The organism is Tenacibaculum aquimarinum (genome assembly GCF_022478115.1).
Classification (GTDB): domain Bacteria; phylum Bacteroidota; class Bacteroidia; order Flavobacteriales; family Flavobacteriaceae; genus Polaribacter; species Polaribacter aquimarinum_A.
The window spans coordinates 1-18,201 of record NZ_JAKGSC010000010.1 but is presented as its reverse complement, the minus strand read 5'-3'; the positions used below and the strand labels follow the sequence as shown (position 1 = coordinate 18,201).

21 protein-coding genes and 1 pseudogene are annotated in these 18,201 nt (G+C 29.6%); 3 read left to right on the top strand and 19 right to left on the bottom strand.

Features of this window, described 5'->3' with window-relative positions; translation table 11 throughout:
* Positions 1 to 43: 43 nt before the first annotated feature.
* The 7 genes from L1S33_RS12865 to L1S33_RS12840 all read right to left on the bottom strand — a co-directional run bounded on the left by L1S33_RS12865 (position 44) and on the right by L1S33_RS12840 (position 4,412).
* On the bottom strand, positions 44 to 523 hold the full coding sequence (locus L1S33_RS12865; RefSeq protein WP_240562634.1) for a DUF5763 domain-containing protein: 480 nt from the start codon (positions 521 to 523) through the stop codon (positions 44 to 46).
* 77 nt (positions 524 to 600) lie between these two features.
* Positions 601 to 882: a membrane protein insertion efficiency factor YidD gene (gene yidD / locus L1S33_RS13250; RefSeq protein WP_368389519.1), complete on the bottom strand. Its 282-nt coding sequence runs from the start codon at positions 880 to 882 to the stop codon at positions 601 to 603.
* Positions 879 to 1,115, bottom strand: a complete 237-nt coding sequence (locus tag L1S33_RS12860; RefSeq protein WP_240562633.1) for a hypothetical protein — start codon at positions 1,113 to 1,115, stop codon at positions 879 to 881. The genes yidD and L1S33_RS12860 overlap by 4 nt, the downstream gene beginning before the upstream one ends.
* A 25-nt stretch (positions 1,116 to 1,140) precedes the next feature.
* Positions 1,141 to 1,611, bottom strand: a complete 471-nt coding sequence (locus L1S33_RS12855) for a DUF4468 domain-containing protein (RefSeq protein WP_240562632.1) — start codon at positions 1,609 to 1,611, stop codon at positions 1,141 to 1,143.
* Between the two features lie 102 nt (positions 1,612 to 1,713).
* Positions 1,714 to 2,382 carry a response regulator gene (locus tag L1S33_RS12850; protein WP_240562631.1) on the bottom strand — a complete coding sequence of 223 codons (669 nt, stop codon included), beginning with the start codon at positions 2,380 to 2,382 and terminating at the stop codon, positions 1,714 to 1,716.
* 2 nt (positions 2,383 to 2,384) lie between these two features.
* The gene (locus L1S33_RS12845) at positions 2,385 to 4,031 is read right to left on the bottom strand and encodes a tetratricopeptide repeat-containing sensor histidine kinase (RefSeq protein ID WP_240562630.1); all 1,647 of its coding nucleotides are present in this window, start codon (positions 4,029 to 4,031) and stop codon (positions 2,385 to 2,387) included.
* A 189-nt stretch (positions 4,032 to 4,220) separates the two neighbouring features.
* Positions 4,221 to 4,412: a hypothetical protein gene (locus L1S33_RS12840; protein ID WP_240562629.1), complete on the bottom strand. Its 192-nt coding sequence runs from the start codon at positions 4,410 to 4,412 to the stop codon at positions 4,221 to 4,223.
* A 371-nt stretch (positions 4,413 to 4,783) separates the two neighbouring features.
* On the opposite strand from L1S33_RS12840, the gene L1S33_RS12835 reads away from it, so the two are divergent.
* Positions 4,784 to 5,530: a hypothetical protein gene (locus L1S33_RS12835; protein WP_240562628.1), complete on the top strand. Its 747-nt coding sequence runs from the start codon at positions 4,784 to 4,786 to the stop codon at positions 5,528 to 5,530.
* Positions 5,531 to 5,583: 53 nt separating this feature from the next.
* Here the strand turns inward: L1S33_RS12835 and ettA are convergent, their stop codons facing one another.
* The 12 genes from ettA to L1S33_RS12775 all read right to left on the bottom strand — a co-directional run bounded on the left by ettA (position 5,584) and on the right by L1S33_RS12775 (position 14,831).
* Positions 5,584 to 7,275, bottom strand: coding sequence for an energy-dependent translational throttle protein EttA (ettA, locus tag L1S33_RS12830; RefSeq protein ID WP_240551924.1), 1,692 nt, complete (start codon positions 7,273 to 7,275; stop codon positions 5,584 to 5,586).
* 71 nt (positions 7,276 to 7,346) lie between these two features.
* Positions 7,347 to 7,529 carry a CAL67264 family membrane protein gene (locus L1S33_RS12825; RefSeq protein ID WP_240551923.1) on the bottom strand — a complete coding sequence of 61 codons (183 nt, stop codon included), beginning with the start codon at positions 7,527 to 7,529 and terminating at the stop codon, positions 7,347 to 7,349.
* A 101-nt stretch (positions 7,530 to 7,630) separates the two neighbouring features.
* Positions 7,631 to 8,224, bottom strand: a complete 594-nt coding sequence (locus L1S33_RS12820; RefSeq protein ID WP_240562627.1) for a hypothetical protein — start codon at positions 8,222 to 8,224, stop codon at positions 7,631 to 7,633.
* Between the two features lie 116 nt (positions 8,225 to 8,340).
* Positions 8,341 to 9,327 (bottom strand): UDP-3-O-(3-hydroxymyristoyl)glucosamine N-acyltransferase, encoded by a 987-nt coding sequence (gene lpxD, locus L1S33_RS12815; RefSeq protein ID WP_240562626.1) that lies wholly within the window; start codon positions 9,325 to 9,327, stop codon positions 8,341 to 8,343.
* Between the two features lie 82 nt (positions 9,328 to 9,409).
* Positions 9,410 to 9,937 carry a hypothetical protein gene (locus L1S33_RS12810; protein WP_240562625.1) on the bottom strand — a complete coding sequence of 176 codons (528 nt, stop codon included), beginning with the start codon at positions 9,935 to 9,937 and terminating at the stop codon, positions 9,410 to 9,412.
* 36 nt (positions 9,938 to 9,973) lie between these two features.
* On the bottom strand, positions 9,974 to 12,001 hold the full coding sequence (locus tag L1S33_RS12805; RefSeq protein WP_240562624.1) for an NADPH-dependent 2,4-dienoyl-CoA reductase: 2,028 nt from the start codon (positions 11,999 to 12,001) through the stop codon (positions 9,974 to 9,976).
* A gap of 85 nt (positions 12,002 to 12,086) precedes the next feature.
* Positions 12,087 to 12,806, bottom strand: a complete 720-nt coding sequence (locus L1S33_RS12800) for a pirin family protein (protein ID WP_240562623.1) — start codon at positions 12,804 to 12,806, stop codon at positions 12,087 to 12,089.
* Between the two features lie 15 nt (positions 12,807 to 12,821).
* Positions 12,822 to 13,262 (bottom strand): MarR family winged helix-turn-helix transcriptional regulator, encoded by a 441-nt coding sequence (locus L1S33_RS12795; RefSeq protein ID WP_240562622.1) that lies wholly within the window; start codon positions 13,260 to 13,262, stop codon positions 12,822 to 12,824.
* Positions 13,263 to 13,309: 47 nt separating this feature from the next.
* On the bottom strand, positions 13,310 to 13,555 hold the full coding sequence (locus L1S33_RS12790; protein WP_240562621.1) for a glutaredoxin family protein: 246 nt from the start codon (positions 13,553 to 13,555) through the stop codon (positions 13,310 to 13,312).
* 12 nt (positions 13,556 to 13,567) lie between these two features.
* Positions 13,568 to 14,092 (bottom strand): NADPH-dependent FMN reductase, encoded by a 525-nt coding sequence (locus tag L1S33_RS12785; RefSeq protein ID WP_240551916.1) that lies wholly within the window; start codon positions 14,090 to 14,092, stop codon positions 13,568 to 13,570.
* Complete coding sequence (locus tag L1S33_RS12780) at positions 14,093 to 14,479, bottom strand: OsmC family protein (RefSeq protein WP_240562620.1); 387 nt, start codon at positions 14,477 to 14,479, stop codon at positions 14,093 to 14,095.
* Positions 14,472 to 14,831, bottom strand: coding sequence for a DoxX family protein (locus L1S33_RS12775; protein ID WP_240562619.1), 360 nt, complete (start codon positions 14,829 to 14,831; stop codon positions 14,472 to 14,474). Before L1S33_RS12775 ends, L1S33_RS12780 begins: the two co-directional genes overlap by 8 nt.
* Before the next feature lie 154 nt (positions 14,832 to 14,985).
* Here L1S33_RS12775 and L1S33_RS12770 point away from each other — a divergent pair, with 154 nt between their 5' ends.
* Positions 14,986 to 15,306 (top strand): hypothetical protein, encoded by a 321-nt coding sequence (locus tag L1S33_RS12770; protein ID WP_240562618.1) that lies wholly within the window; start codon positions 14,986 to 14,988, stop codon positions 15,304 to 15,306.
* A pseudogene (locus tag L1S33_RS12765) lies at positions 15,296 to 18,201 on the top strand (hypothetical protein); the annotation flags it as partial. The gene L1S33_RS12770 and the pseudogene L1S33_RS12765, both read left to right, overlap by 11 nt.

The following is an 18,201-nucleotide window of genomic DNA, read 5'->3' as shown; positions in this document are numbered from 1 at the left end:
CGGAAATCCGTAAGGCTATATAAATTAATAAATGTTCTTTATATTATCTATGTTGATAGCAATAACCAGTTCCTTTTACTTTTCTTCTACAAGATTTTCCAGATTTAGTTCTTGCTCCACAAAGGGTAGCTTTATTACTTGAAAAAGAAGTTTTTTGAATCTTTTGTTTTGAATCTTGATTAGTATGTTGGTAGCAATATCCATTTGCAATTTTAGTTACATGTTTACACCTTGTTCCTTTTTTAGTAACACCTTTACATCTTACAGATTTAGATTTACCTACAGCTTTATTTTTTGAATTAAAAGATTTCACCAAACCTTTTAAGATTGGAGGTTTACAAATTTTACATGGACTTAAATGAAATTTAGAAACATCACTAATTCCTAATAACTTTTTAGAAACGTTTTCGACCATTCTGCAAGACGCTAAGTGGTATTTTTTTCCTGAAGGTGTTTTATAAACATTTTGAGATTTACTATTAAAACTCAGAAAAATAAAAAAAATAATTGTAATATATTTCATAGTAAATTTAGTCTTATAAAAATAGTAAACTATTATTAAAGAAAAAAACCTTACGAAAACTCGTAAGGTTAAGTAGACTATTTTAAGAGTCTCTCAGCAATCTCTTTTTCATCGATTGTTTTATTGTTTGGAAGTATCATATAAATTCTTTTATTTATTGGATCTTCATATAATTCAAAACCATACTTACAATTGTTAACTCTATACCTTAATGCTTTTAAACCAGATATAAAGCCTTCTTTACAAGTTTTATCATATACATAATGTGAACAAGATTTTCTAAAAATACAACATGGTGCTTTTTCTTTTGATTTGAAAAACCAGTAGAATTTTATTAAAAAAATTAAAACTATTCTCACACTTTTTTATTAAAAACAAGCATTTGTCTTGAAGCCATATAACCCGGTTTTGCTCCTAAACCAAAACAACCCGCGTCTGGTTGTATAAAAGTTTCTACACTTTCTAAACGAACATAAACCCAACCTTGGTTAGATTGATTTTTGATAATATCTTCTAACTGTTGTGCTACTTGAGTAGAGTTTTCTTTGTTTCTATTTATTGATGCTATAAATGGTATTACTTTATATTCCATAATTATTTATTTTTCCAATTATATTTTACCAATTATCATTTGCTGATTTATCTTTCATGTGCTTTTCAAATTTTTCAGCTAAAGATTTAGCTGATAATGAAAACATTTCAGGAGTAAACCCCGCTTTACTTCCCATGAAGTTTGTTATAACAAATTCACTTATTGGAGATATTTCTATTTTTGACGCTTTATCTTTAACTCTAATAGTTATAATTGAAAAATAGGGTTTTACTTCAGCCGTATATTTGGTCGCTGCTTGACCGGAATACATAACATATTTTCCTTTTACAATACCTGCATCTTTATCAGAGAATTGAATTATACTTTTTGGATCATTAAAAGTATTTACCATCCATTCATTAGCTTTGATATAATTTGAATTATGATTAGTTTCTAATATTAAAGATTTTTGAAAGTCAGCTGGTTTTTCTAGTTTTGTAACAGAACCACATGAGGTCAAAAGGATTATAGTTGCTAAAAAGTAAATTTTCTTCATTTTATAAATTTTTAGTTAGATTACACTCCAAAAATAATCCTCTAAAACAAAAAAAGACTACGGGTTTCCGTAGTCTAAATATTTAGTTTCAAAAAAGCATTTTTAAATAAGCCCGAAATCTTTAGCAATAGCAACTAAATGCGCTGGATTATTAGCATTAAAATGTTCTTTTAAAAATTTTAATCTTTTTTCAATAGAACTTTTACCAGATGGTTTTATTTGCTTTTCTTCAAATATTTTAGGTAAATTATCTTGTAAAACACCTTTAGAGAGCTGCTCAATTATATGAATGTCATAAGATGTAATTTCAATTGTTTCTTTTGGGTGAACAGCACTCTTTAAGCCTGGTGAAATACAAAACTCGTTTGAAGTAAATGTTTTATGTATTGCTTTCTTTAATTCTTTTAATCCGTTTCTATTTTTCCAAATATAGCCTTGAATATTTAAGTTTTTGTATAAATTTTGAATCCTAAAAGGTTTGTCTTCTACAGAGAAAACAATAATTTTTAAATCCGAAAATTCTTTACGTATTTTTTCAATCAGTTCATCACCAGATTTTAATTTTTGAGGAGTTCCATCATTTTCAAAAGATAAATCAGAAATTAGTAATTGATATGGTTTATTTATTAAATGCGCTTTTTTTATTTTTAAAAAGGCTTCATCACAATAAGAAACATAATCTACTTCTTTTACATTAATCTCTTCTAAAGCAATTTTAATTCCGCTATTAATAACGTCAAAATCTTCTACCACTAAAATTTTTTCAAACATTTTTAATTTTTAAAATTGAATGTAACTTTTAAACCTTTCTTTGGTTTACTTTCAAAATTAACGGTTCCTTTTATCATTTTTATACGGGTTTCCATATTTTTAAGTCCGTTTTTAAAAACAATGCTATTATCTTTAAATCCAACTCCATTATCTGAATAAGTTATTTGTGAAAAATTATTCTCTTTTTTACAAGAAATAACTACTAAATTGGCTTTACTGTGCTTTTTCATGTTTACAAACAACTCATTAAAAACTCTATATATAACAATTTGCTTGTTATTCTTTAAATTATTTAAATCTAAAGAAGATAAATTATTTAATATAATTTTACAATCATCAGAATTATAACTAGATATTAATTCTCTAAAATAATTTTCAAATTTATCACCTGTTTCAACAGAATCATTTTGATGAGAAATTGCCCGTGTTTGAAGATATATTTTATCTAAATCATTTACAATTTCTTCTCTTTTGTAATTAGTATTTTGCACTTTAGTAAGAACATTATACATATCATTACCTAGTTCATCATGCAACTTTTTAGAAATCCTTGTTTCTGTCTTATAACTTTCTAGTAAAATTCGTTTTTTATGTTGTTGTTTTCTTCTATAAATTAAAAATATTAAACCCGTAGTTAAGACAACACCAGTAAATAAAATATTTTTCTTCTGACTACTTTCTTGTTCTGCAATTAACTTATTTTCTGCTGCTAATGTTTTAAATTTCAATTTTAGTTTTTCTTCTTCTTCATAATTGTATTTAATTTTAGCAAACTTGTATTGCCTCTTTGTATCCGCTACTTGTAAACTATCTCTTAAATGAATACTTTCTTTATAAAATTTCATTGCTTTATGAGGTGTTTGTAGCGCTACAATTTTGTCTATTGACTCAATTATATCATTCGGACTTCTTTCTTTTTTAGATACTTTATACATTTCATTTGCATAAAACAATGATTTACTTCTATTTTTATTATTAAAAAATTCTGATAAATGACTATAACTTGCAATCAATCCATAATTATCCTTAAATCTTTGTTTGTTAGAATTTGCTAATAATAAATCTTTTAAAACATTCGCTTTGGGGTTTTGCAACCATTTAATATGAGCTAAATTATCTATAATTCTAATTCTTGTTTTTGTGCTTTTTATTGAATCTTGCAATAAACCATCTAGCGTTAAAATTGATTTCAAATAATTGCCTTGTTCTTTATAAACATTCGCAATATTTTTTTTAATAATAACCACATTTTTTTCTGAAGGCTTATAAGATAATGCCCTATTATAATTATAAATAGCTTCCTCAAATAAAAATTGTCTTTTTGAGTTTATGGCTAAAGTATTATAAGAAGATATAATGGTTTTTTTTCTTCTACCATTTAAATATTTTAAACTATTAATTCCAGAGATATCACTATTTGCATAATCACCAAAATCAGATTCTATAATTGCAATATTTAATAAACATCTTGCAACTTGAATACTATCATTTTCTTGTAGATATAATTCTTTCGATTTTTTGTAATAATAGAATGCACTGTCTTTAACCTTTAATTTTCTTTGAAATTCTGCAATTTTATAGTATGATCTTGCTTCTTGACTTTTATTCTTATTCTCCAAAGCTCTATTGAGTAACTTTCTAGAATACATTAAAGCTTTTGTATTTTCTTTTTTCTTTCTATAAACATTGACCTCTTTATAGATACTATCAAAAGATTTATTTAATAATTGTTCTTGAAAACAAAACAGGTTATTATTCAAAAAAGAGATAAAAAAAAAGAGGAATAAGGTTTTCAATTTCATTCCTCTAAAATACTATAAATCCTGGTTTAAAAAATTTTAATTTCCTCCTCCAAAATCATCATCATCATCATCATCATCATCATCATCAGGAATATGACTATCCTCACCTCCAGTTGCTAAAGTTTCTACTTCCGTAGGTTCATTTTCTAAATTTTCATCTAAATCTGTACAAGATGTAAAAACTCCGGTTGCAAATAACATTGCGAATACTAAAAACACTTTTTTCATTATTATTCTTTTAAAAATTAAACAATAGTGTTGCTATCCGAATTTTATAATTCAGCTTGTTTGTTGTTCACAACACATTAAAATTTAAAAGAGTCGCGCGCCTCTTTTGCGGGAAGTGGTAGAATGAAATAGTGTTATTAATTTGTTTTCCCAATTCAATAAAAACAACACTATAGCATTCAGTTTTTTGCAGTAATAGTTCTCTTATTTTTTCTAGGAAACTATTTCTATTACAAATATCGGAAGTGATTTTAAGTTACGAGTAGCCAACATTTGGACAATTTAGAAGCAAGTCTAATTTGTCTAATTTTAGACAGTTTTAACCCTGTTTTGTCTAAAATGTCTATTTTTGGACAACAAAACAACTTACTATGATTAAAGTACTTATAATTGATTTTTTTAATGAGATTGAGAAAAAGGAACTTAAGAAGAACAAAAATGCCAAAGCCACTTTTTGGGTAGAAGAACTACAAAAAGTTACCTCTATTGATAAAAATTATATTAGTGTTAAAAAAGCAACACGTTTATATAATAAATATGTTGAGGAAAAAGAACAGGTAATTGTTAAGGAACCAAATAAATATCTTTTAGACTTTATGTCTCAGTATATAGGTTTTAAAGATTTTGAAGAATATGAATCAAAAAAGGAATCAAAAGAAGAAATTAGCAAACAAAATGAACCCCATTTTTTTTATCAAAATGATAAAGAATCATTTCTAAAGCAACATAAAAAACTCATTATTACTCTTTCTGTAGCAACTACTTTTTTACTGTTTTTTTTCATCATTAAAAACTATAAGAATGAATTAGAAACTTGTATTATTTGGAAAGATACTCGTTTCAAAAAAAGTTCTTGTAAAGTAAAAAATAGTATAGATAATGCTATTTATAATATCAATATTCAAGATTTTGAAAAAATAGAAGCTACAAAAGAAACTCCTTTTTTTAAAAATGGAAAACCTCAGGTTTGGTACGGAAAATCATTTAAAGGAAAAATGGAATATTTTACACAAAGAGGAATTCATCCAGAAACATTAAAAGAATTAAACCCAATTACAGAATATATTATTAATAAATATGTTTTTACAAAAGAGGATGATAAAACTATTGTAAACTAAAAAAGCAGCTAATTAAATTAACTGCTTTTTTTTTATAAAATATTCAACTAGAATTACCTAATCAATTTTCTGTATTTAATACGTTTTGGCATTAAATCTCCACCCAAACGTTTCTTTTTATTCTCTTCATAATCAGAGAAAGAACCTTCAAAGAAATAAACATTACTATCTCCTTCAAAAGCTAAAATATGTGTACAAATTCTATCTAAAAACCATCTATCGTGACTAATAACTACGGCACAACCTGCAAAGTTTTCTAAACCTTCTTCTAAAGCTCTTAAAGTATTTACATCTAAATCGTTTGTTGGCTCATCTAAAAGTAAAACGTTACCTTCTTCTTTTAGGGTCATTGCTAAATGCAATCTATTTCTTTCTCCACCAGAAAGTGAAGAAACTTTTTTGTTCTGCTCGCTTCCACCAAAATTAAAACGACTTAAATATGCACGAGAGTTTACTTGTTTTCCTCCCATCATAACTAAATCTTGTCCGTCAGAAAAGTTTTCCCAAATAGATTTATCTGCATCAATATTAGAGTGTGCTTGATCTACATACGCAATTTTAGCAGTTTCACCTACATTAAAAGTTCCACTATCTGGCGCTTCTTCACCCATAATCATTTTAAAAATTGTGGTTTTACCAGCACCGTTTGGCCCAATAATTCCTACAATTCCTGCTTGTGGAAGGTTAAACTCTAAATTATCGTATAATAATTTATCTCCAAATGCTTTAGAAACTCCTGTTGCTTCTATAACATTGGTTCCTAAACGTGGACCATTTGGAATATAAATTTCTAATTTTTCTTCAGTTTGTTTTTGATCTTGACTCATCAACTTTTCATAGTTCTTCAAACGTGCTTTTTGCTTTGTTTGACGACCTTTTGCTCCTTGACGAACCCAATCTAACTCTCGTTCTAATGTTTTTTGACGTTTAGAAGCTGTTTTGCTTTCTTGCGCCATTCTTGTAGATTTTTGATCTAACCAAGAAGAGTAATTTCCTTTCCAAGGAATTCCTTCTCCTCTATCCAATTCAAGAATCCAACCGGCAACGTTATCTAAGAAATATCTATCATGCGTTACGGCAATTACGGTTCCTTTATATTGTGCTAAATGATGCTCTAACCAATGTACAGATTCTGCATCCAAGTGGTTTGTTGGCTCATCTAATAATAAAATTTCTGGTTCTTGTAATAACAATCTACAAAGTGCAACACGTCTTTTTTCTCCTCCAGATAAAACACCAATTTTCTTATCAGAATCCGGAGTTCTTAATGCATCCATTGCAATTTCTAGTTTGGTATCTAATTCCCAAGCATTTGCTGCATCAATTTTATCTTGTAAATCGGCTTGTTGCGCCATTAACTTTTCCATCTTATCGGCATCAGAATAAACCTCTTCTAAACCAAACATGTCGTTAATTTTGTTGTACTCATCCAAAATTGCAACAGTTTCTGCAACACCTTCTTTTACAACTTCTAAAACAGTTTTCTCAGGATCTAACTGAGGTTCTTGTTCTAAATAACCAACTCTGTAACCAGGTAAAAAAGAAACATCTCCTTGATAATTCTTTTCTACTCCTGCTATAATTTTTAATAAAGTTGATTTACCAGATCCGTTAAGACCTAAAATTCCGATTTTTGCTCCATAAAAGAAACTTAAATAAATATCTTTTAAAACTTGTTTTCCTGTTGATTGATAAGTTTTTGACAACTTATTCATGGAAAAAATGACTTTTTTATCGTCAGACATAATATGTTTTTATTAAATAATTTAAAATTGAAACTATTGTTAAAACTACAATAGTATATAAAATACTGAATTTAAACCCTTCCTTTTAAGGCGTTAAACACCCAAGCAATACAGAAGAAACCTATACCAACGGTTGCAAAACCCCAACCAGCTACTTCAGTATATCTATAAATACCCATTAAGATTAACACAACACCCATAATTAACATTAATAGTGTTGCCCAGCCTAAAACTGTATTTTTATTCATTGCCATAATTAATTAGTTTTTTAAATAAGTTGAATCGCAAATATCTGAAAAATAAAGCACTTTTTAGGTATTAATATAGATTGAAACCACTTTAAATATTGGCAAAACTATCTTTGTCTTTGTCCACGTCCTTGACCATTACCTCTTTGTCTACTAGTATTCCCTTGTTCTTTTGGCTGAAGACTTTCTTTCTTTTTCTTTTGATATTTCAACCATTTTTTCAGTTGTTTTTCTGACAATAAACCTTTTAAAGATTCATTTAAGATTAGCTCATTTTCATTTACCTCATCACGTATTGGTTTAATAATTTCTCTTACTCTTGAGCGTATATCATTTTTAGATTCATTATCATCTACTGAGGTTCTTTGTTGTGGTTTTGAATTTATAATTAAATCTAAACCATCTAACTTTTCTGAATTTAAAAATAAAATCTCTTTAATCTTATTGTTATAGATTTTTAAAGATTTAACTACTTTATATTCTAAATCATCGTCTTTAACCTTTATCTTTTTTATTACTTTATCTTCTTCATAATAAAAAATACCAGCTGCATCTTTAGCAACAAATTTTTCAGGTTTTGGACGTTCTTGTTGTTCATTACCTCCTTGTTGGGATCTTCCTCCTCCACCTCTTCCTCCTCTTCCTTGAGAAAAAAGAAAAACACTTTGAAATAAAACTAAAGCAAATACTATTTTTTTCATTTTTATATTTTTAAATAATCTACAAAAGTAGATTTATGCTATTATTACTACTGTTAGGATAAACCAAATTTTTAGTTAAGAAAAACCCAATAAAAAAGAAAATAAGTAAGACTTCTTTAACTTCTTGCAAGTCTACGAATTGCTACCCATTCTTTCATTTTTTCTCTTGCATCTGCAGCTGGATAACCAACTACCGTTTTACCTGCAGGCACATCTGCAATAACACCAGAACCAGCACCAACGGTAGCACCTGAATGTATTGTTGTATGGTCTTTTATAGAAGCGCTACCGCCAATAACAACACCATCGCCTAAAGTTACTGAACCCGCTAAACCACTATTTCCTGCCATAATACAGAACTTTCCAAGAACAGAATTATGTCCAATTTGCACTAAATTATCAATCTTACAACCGTCTCCTAAAATAGTTGAGCTAAATTTACCTCTATCTACACAAGAGTTTGCTCCAATTTCTACATAATTACCAATAACAACATTTCCAATATGAATAATTTTTGTTAAACCTTGTTCGCTTGGTCTATAACCAAATCCGTCTGCTCCAATACTTACATTTGTATGAAAAATACAATTACTTCCTATTTCTGTTCTTTCTCTGATTACAGTTCCAGACCAAATAGTTGTGTTATTACCAATTGTAGTATCATCAAAAACAGAAACATTAGGATATATTATTACATTATCCTTTAAAACTACATTTTTACCAATGTAAGAGTTTGCACCTATTTTACAACCTTCACCAATTTTTGCTGAACTATCAATTACAGCAGTTGGATGAATATCTACGCTAAAACTTGGTGATGCTGGCTCAAAAGCTTCCAAAAGAATTGCCATTGCTAAATCGGCATTTTTAACTTTAATTAGTGCTTTGTTTTCTCCTGGCTCAAGATCTAATTTCTCATCTATAATTGCTGCACTTGCATTAGAATTTTCCCATAAACGAGCAAATTTTCTATTTCCAATAAAAGTAACTTGACCTTTTATTGCTTTTTCTATTTGCTCTGGAGCAGAAATATTCTCTGCACAAGCACCTATTAATTCACCTTTAACTAATGAATTAATTTCTTGAATTGTAAATGATTTCATTTTAATGTTTTGTAATTTGTTTGATAAAAATACTCTTTAATTTTTAAAAACTATAAATCCTGCAATAAAGCAGGATTTATAATTAATATAGTCTTCTATTATTTCTGGGCCTAGATGTTTGTTGCTCTTCTCTTTTAGGTTGTTTAGGGCGTAATTCTTTTTTCTTCCTTTTTTGATATTTTTTCCACCTCTTAAACTGTTTTTCTGTTAAGGCAGGTTGTAAAGTTGTGTTTAATATCTCTTCGTTTTTCTTTATAGAATCTCTAATAGGCAAAACAACTATTTCTATTCGTTGTCTAATTCTTTTACTTAAATCTGGATTATTTCTAGCTTCTTTCCCCATTGTGTTAACAATAACATCTAGTTCTTGAAACTTTTGATTATTTAAAAAAGTTATAACTCTAATTTTATCATTATATACTTTTAAAGCATTTGTTACTATTGATTTTGTGTTGTCTTTTTTAATTTTTATTTTTTTAGAAACCTCATCTTCATCATAATAAAAAACATTTGACGCATTTTTCGCATTATATTTTAACATCTTTGGCGGTTCTTGCGCAAACACAAAATATTGTTGTAATATTAGAAATAATATTATTATTTTTTTCATTTTATAAATTATTGAGGAACAAAAATAACGCTTTTATTATATTTCAGCTGCCAACCTACTTCCTTGGTTAATTGCACGTTTTGCATCTAATTCTGCAGCGATATCTGCACCACCAATTACATGCGTAATAATTCCTTTTGCCTGTAAAGGTTCCACTAACTCTTTAAACGGTAATTGACCCGCACAAATTACAACGTTGTCTACAGCCAACACTTTTTGTTCTTCATTTTGAACATAATGCAAACCTTCATCATCTATTTTTGTGTATTGTACTTCATTTATAAATTGAACTTTCTTCTTCTTTAACGTAGAACGATGAATCCAACCAGTAGTTTTACCTAAGTTTCCTCCAAATTTTCCTTTACTACGTTTAAACATAAAGATTTCTCTTGGTGAAGGATGTGCTTCAGCTTTTATTCCTTCAATACCAGAACGTGCTTCTAAGCTTTTGTCTATTCCCCATTCTTTTAACCAAGCATCAATATTTAGAGAAGTACTTTCGCCTTCATGTGCTAAATATTCAGAAACGTCAAAACCAATTCCTCCTGCTCCAATAACGGCAACACGTTTTCCTACTGGCTTTTTAAGCTTTAAAACATCAATGTAATTTAATACTTTTTTATGCTCAACTCCTTCAATTCTTGGTGTTCTTGGTGAAATTCCGGTTGCTACAATAACCTCATCAAAATTTCCTTTTGCCAAATCATCAGCATTTACACGTGTGTTTAATTTTACAGTAACATTATGTAACTCTAATTGTTTACCAAAATAACGGATAGTTTCATAAAACTCTTCCTTTCCCGGTATTTGTTTAGCAATATTAAACTGTCCGCCAATTGCTGCATCTCCATCAAAAAGTGTTACTTCATGCCCTCTTTGTGCTGCTACTGTAGAAGCTGCTAAACCAGCAGGACCAGCACCAACTACAGCTATTTTTTTCTTTTTATCAGTTGGATTGTAATTTAATTCAGTTTCATGACAAGCTCTTGGATTTACCAAACAACTTGCAACTTTTTGCTCAAAAACATGATCTAAACAAGCTTGATTACAACCAATACATGTATTAATTTCATCATCTCTTTCTTGTTCAGCTTTATTTACCCATTCTGGATCTGCCAAAAATGGACGCGCCATAGAAATCATATCTGCATGACCTTCTGCTAAAATCTCTTCAGCTGTTTCTGGCATATTTATTCTATTTGAAGTAACTAACGGAATCGATAATTCTTCTTTCATTTTTTTGGTAACCCAAGTAAATGCGGCTCTAGGAACTGAGGTAGCAATTGTAGGAATTCTTGCTTCATGCCAACCAATACCTGTATTAATAATGGTTGCTCCAGCTTTTTCAATTTCTTTACCTAATTGAACAACTTCTTCCCAAGAAGAACCGTTTTCAACCAAATCTAACATAGATAAGCGGTAAATAATTATAAAGTTTTCTCCAACGGCTTCTCTTGTTTGTTTTACAAGTTCTATTGGTAAACGCATTCTGTTTTCATAAGAACCTCCGTAGTTATCTGTTCTTTTATTGGTTCTTTTTGCTATAAATTGATTAATTAAATAACCTTCTGAACCCATAATTTCAACTCCATCATAACCTGCTTCTTTAGATAGTTTTGCAGAGTTTACAAAATCTCTAATTGTTCGTTTTATACCAGATTGTTTTAATGCAAAAGGCTTAAACGGAGTTATTGGTGATTGTATTTTTGAAGGAGCAACAGATAAAGGATGATAACCATAACGTCCAGCATGTAAAATTTGCATACAAATTTTACCGCCTTCTTTATGTACCGCATCTGTAATTATTTTATGATGGCGTGCGTGCTTTTTTGTACTCATTCTTGCAGAAAATGGCCCGGTCCAACCTTGTACATTTGGCGCAATACCACCTGTAACAATTAAACCAACACCTCCTTTTGCTCGTTCTGCATAATAAGCTGCAATACGTTCTAATCCATTTTTTTCTTCTTCTAAACCTGTGTGCATAGAACCCATTAGAATTCTATTTTTTAAAGTTGTAAAACCTAAATCTAAGGGTTCAAAAATGTGTTTGTATTTGCTCATCTTCTTTATATTATTTTAAGAAATTTATTATGCGCGCATAATAAGTTGCAATATAAAGAAATAAGTTAATACTAAAAAAGAAAGATTATAACATTGGAACTTCTACTAAAAGTAATTCTGAAGTTTCTAGAGCTTTAATAGTAAAATCTGAAGTTTCAGAAAGTCCAATTGCATCTCGTTGCTTTAACAAAGTACTATCAACAAGTATTTTACCCGAAATATTCATTAAATAAACACCAGAGTTATTATATTTAAACTGATACTTAAATTCTATATTCTCTTCTAAATCTAATCGAGAAATTTGTGCATTTTGATGAATTTTTAAACCTGAATTTTCTTCATCATCAAAAGAACTTACTACTATTTGAAGTTTGTTTTTTCGATCTTCTGAATTAAAAACCTTTTGATCATAACGAGGAGAAACTCCTTCTTTGTAAGGTAAAATCCAAAGTTGAAATAGGCTTAAATGTTCATTTACAGATGCATTCATTTCTGAATGATAAACACCCGTTCCTGCAGACATAACCTGAACTTCATTAGATTCAACTGTTAACCACTCATTAGCCAAGTTGTCTTTATGTTTTAACTTACCACTTAATGGAATTGTAATTATTTCCATATTTTGATGCGGATGTGTACTAAAACCCATGGACGGAGCAATTAAATCGTCATTTAAAACCCTTAATGCCCCAAATTGAATTCGCTCTTTATCAAACCAATTTGCAAAACTAAATGAGTGATTGGCTTGCAACCAACCATGATCTGCAAAACCTCTACTTTCTGCTTTATGAATTATTTTTTTCATTTTTAGTTAATATTATTATCTAATTTTATCTAAAAGATCACTTAATTGTTTTGCTTCTTTTTCTGTTAGATTCTTTAAAATATTTAACTCTGAGCTCACTTTATCTATTTCAGACAAAAGAGATAATCCTTTATCAGTAATTGTTACGTAAACCACTCTTTTATCGTGCTCACAACGTTCTCTTATCGTTAAACTTTTTTCGCATAACTTATCCATTAATCGTGTAGCATTAGGAGCTCTTTCTACCATGCGCTCTTTTACAGTTTGCGCTTTCATTCTTTCTCCTGCTCCTCTTAAAATTCTCAAGATATTGTATTGCTGTGGAGAAATTCCGAAAGGTTTAAAAAAAGTATTTTCATTGCTGCTTAACCAATTAGCAGTGTATTTTATGTTAAGAAATGCTTTTACTTTATGATTTTTAAAAGTGGATTGTATGTCTTTAGAAATATCTCCCATTATTCAGTATTCAGTATTCAGTATTCAGTATTCAGTTTATAATAGTTCTATTTTAAACCTGCTTCTTTTATAATTTTATTAAATTCATCTGAAGTTGGTGTTAAATAAACTTCTCCATCAATAATTATGGTTGGGTATTTTAAAGCACCATTGTATAATTCTTTAGTATGTTTTTTAGCTTCTGCATCTACAGCTACATCTTTGTACACAAAAGGAATGTCTGACATTCTTAAGTGATTTTTAAAAGCAACTGTGTGTGCATGTCCTTTTCTACCGTAAATTATAACTTCCATATTTCTGATTTATTAATTTTTAAATTCCGCTACCAACTCTTTTAATTGTGAGTTTAAAGCTTCATTTGTTATTTCATTTTCTTTAAAGTTATCAAAAAAACTTGGTAAAGAAAAATCTGCTACAAGATTTGCTCCAAAACGAGGAAATGCATTCTTTGCAGTTTCTAAAACAGTTTTACCTCCACGTGCCCCTGGAGAAGTTGCCATTAACAACATTGGTTTATTTTTAAAAATTGATTTATCTATACGAGACATCCAATCAAGTAAGTTTTTAAACGCAACAGTATAACTTCCATTATGCTCAGCTAATGACACTATAATTCCATCTGAACTTTCTATTAAACTTAAAAACTTGTTTGCGTTAGCCGGAATTCCCTTTTCAGTTTCTTCATCTATTCCGTAGATTGGTAATGGAAAATCATTTAAATCTAAGATTTGAACAGCTACATTTTCTACTAAACTAGATGTATATGTTGCTAATTGTTTATTTATTGAGTTTTTACTATTGCTTCCTGCAAATGCTATTATGTTTTTCATTTATATAATTTTTGTAGATATTGCTGTTTCTCCTTTCACCATTTTAGCTACAGGACATTTACCAGCAATTTCTTGGAGTCTTTTTCGTTGTTCTTCCGTTACTTCTTTTTCAAAAGAAATTTCTTCAATTAATTCTTTTTGCTCGTTTTGGGTAACATTTACTGTTATTTTTCCTAAATCCCAACCTTTACGTTTTGCGTACATTCTTAGTGTAATAGAAACACAACCACCAATTGCTGTTAGTAAATACTCAACTGGAGTTGGACCACTGTCGTCTCCTCCAGAAGCTACAGGTTCATCAATAACTGCAAAATGATTTCTCATTTTAGCTTCGGCTAAATAATTTTTATCCGTTAAAACTACTTTACTTGTTGTAAGTTTATCCATTTTGTACTTTTTTACCAAAGAAATAAGAAACTAGTAATAAAACCATTGCTATTAAAGCGCCCCATTGTTCTCCATCACCAATCATAAAATGTGCGAAAAAAGCTAAAATAAATGCAAAGAAAAAACCTGCATACGCCCATTCATTTATAAATTTACCTCTAAAAAACCATAAGGCAACTAATCCTAAAATTTTAACAACTCCGTATGGTTGAATTATATATGCCGGATAGCCAAAGTTAGTAAACATACCTGCTACTTCTTCATAATTAAAAAAATACATACCCGCAGACATTAGCATCATTACGGTTAATAAACCTGTTGATGCATAGAAAATTATTTTGTTAGTTTTCATTCTTTATAAATTTTAAATTCTTTACAAAGTTACAATTAATTATTTTATTTTCCATGGAAAATAAAATAATTAAAATATGTTAATAAAAAAAAGAGTTTTTACCTAATGATGAATACAATAGAAATTAATAAATTCGTAGATAAATATTATTGAAATGAGAATTATATTATTATTCATTACTTTGCTAACATTCACTAATCTATTTTCTCAAAAGACTAGAATTGAAGTTTCTCCTAAAACAATCTTAGGAACCTCATCTATAGTCACTCAAGTTTCAGAAAAAGGAAATTATACCTTAAAAATAGTAGATGAAAAAAATAAAGTTTTTTTTGAAAAAGAGTTAGTTATTGAAGAAGTGCATGTTATGAAACATCGTTTTACAAATTATCCAAAAGGAACTTATAGTTTTATTCTTTTAAAAGACAATAAAATAAACTATAAAAAAGTAATTACAAAGACTTATTATGAAGAATAAAATTATATTAATATTCGTTTTAAGTATAGCTTTTAATCAATTTTCTTACTCACAAATTTCAGATTGTAGCAACGCAATCGCTGTATGTGAAACTGGAAGTCAAAACTATACTGTAGATGGTATTGGAACTGATGATTTTCCTGGTCAAAGTGCTTCTGGTTGCCTAGGTGCTGGTGGTAATCCAGACATCAACAATCCTAATACAGTAGAGGGAAACTCAATTTGGTTTCGCTTTAAAGCTTCTAGATCAGGAGAAGTAGGTTTTAATATTATACCTACAACACCGAGACCAGGTGAAGACCCTGATGATTGGGATTTTGCTTTATATGGGCCAAACGCTAGTTGTGGTAGTTTAGGTAATCCGGTTAATTGGACAGGAGCTGGAGATTGTGGTATCTCTAATTATGATGGTTTAGCAGGAAACGGTACTACAGGTGCTGGTAATCCTCCAGCTGGTGCTGCTGGAAGTTCTTACACACCTTTTTTCACAGTAAATGCTGGTGAAGAATATTTATTATTAATAAATAGTTTCCAAGGTGGAAATGATTCTTTTACACTAGAATGGACAGGAAGTTTAATTGATGATGGAGGAGGAAATCCTTTAGATTGCTCAATTGTAGAAACTGCTTTAGGACCAGACCAAACAGTTTGTGAAACTACCCCACCAAGTACTGTTACTTTAGATGCAACTCCGACTACTGGTACTGCAGCCTCGTATGAATGGTTCTTAGATACAAATGATGGAATGGGTTTTCAACCTCTAATTCCTGCACAAACAAACGCAACTTTAACTATAAACAATAATGTTTCTGGTAACTATCAGGTTAAAATCACAGATACAAACAGCCAAGAAACAGAACATGAAGTAGAAATTACATTTGTACCTCCACCAACAGCAACACAACCAACTTCTATTGAAATTTGTGATACAGATGGTGCCGGAGAAACTTTTGATTTAACAACACAAACTGCAACTATTATTGGTACCCAAATAGGTGTAGATGTTAAATATTATACATCTTTAGCAGATGCAAATGCTAACACTGGAGAAATTACTAGTTTTAATTTTACAACCAATAGTGTTCAACAATTTTGGGCACGTGTTTTTAATACAGCTATAGAAGACGATTTAAGTTGTGATACCATAACTGATTTTGAAGTAACTTATGCTATAGAACCTACACCTGCAACTGCAACTGATATTATAGTTTGTGACGATGCTGTTTCTGGTAGTTCTACTGACGGGATTTATACTTTTTCTCAATTTATTGATAAAGATGCTGAAATTTTAGGAACTTTATCTGCCACAGATTATTCGGTTAGTTATCATACAACACAAAGTGGCGCACAAACAGATGCAACTACAGATGTTATTGACAAAAACACAACATTTACCAACACAACTAGCTATAATCAAGAAATCTTTGTTAGAGTAGAAAACACATTAAACACTATGTGTACAGTTGACCAAAGTTTTTTTCTACGAGTTTTAGATTTACCAGTTGCCAACCCAGTAAGTACAATTGAAAAATGTGATGCTTCTGGAGGCACAACAGCCACTTTTAATTTTGAAACAGAAGTAACACCTGATGTATTATTAACGCAAAGTACAACAGATTTTGAAGTGTTATATTTTGAAACTTCTCAAGCTGCCATAGACAATGTTACCGGAACAAATATTACAGGAAATTACATAAATACTGCTGCAAACCAAACAATATATGTTAGAATACACAATGTAAGTAATCCTGATTTATGTCCGCAGTTTACTAACTTTCAAATAACAGTTTTTAGCACACCAATACTAAATACAACTTTTGAAGACACAACTCATTGTGAAAATGATACGTTTAATATTACCATTGATTCAACAGCAGACACTTTTATTTGGCAAGTTAGCACTGACAATGGCATCAATTGGAACGATGTAGTTGCAGATGTAAATTACAGTAATGAAACTTCTACAGCATTAACAATAACTGACGCTCCTTCTAGCTTTGACACAAATCAATATAGAGTTAGAATGTTTAGATCTGGAAGCTCTTGCGAAGCAACATCAAATGCTATAACACTTACAATAAATTCGTTACCCGTTTTAAATTCAATTGAATTAAAACAGTGTGATGATGATACTGATGGATTTTCTGCATTTAACCTTACAGAAGCCAATGAGTTAATATCTAGTAATTACACAAATGAAACTTTTGTATATTATTCAGATGCAGCATATACTTCAGTAATAACAAACGATACTGCTTATACAAATACAAACACACCTAATGATGTTGTTTATGTTAGAGTTACAGACAATACTACATTATGTTCTAATGACATTGCTGTAAATTTATTAGTAACTGCTTCTCAAGTGCCAAGCACTTTTTCTGAAAACATCAATAATTGTGATGATTTTCTAGATATAAATGGAAATGATAACGCAAATAATGATGACTCTGATGGTGTAACAACATTTAACTTTGAATATGTAAGAGCTACAATTGAAGCTATGTTTACAACGCAAGTTGTTACTGTTACCTTTTATAGAAATGAAGCTGATGCTCTTGCTGAAACTAATGAAATTACGGATGCTACAAATTATAGAAATATCGGTTATCCAAACACACAACAAATTTATGTTCGTGTAGATAATAATTTAGATAATGGTTGTCTAGGATTAGGGCCTTATATTAATTTAAACGTTTCTCCAACTCCAGTAGCAAATGATATTAATCCTGATAATGAATATGAATTATGTGATGATTTTGTAGATGGAGATGGCTCAAACGGAGTTATACAATCTTTCGATTTAGAAAGTCAAACTGCAGCTATTTTAGGTTCTCAAGATCCTTTAGCTTACACAGTAACCTACCATGATTCTTCTAGCGATGCTACTTCTGG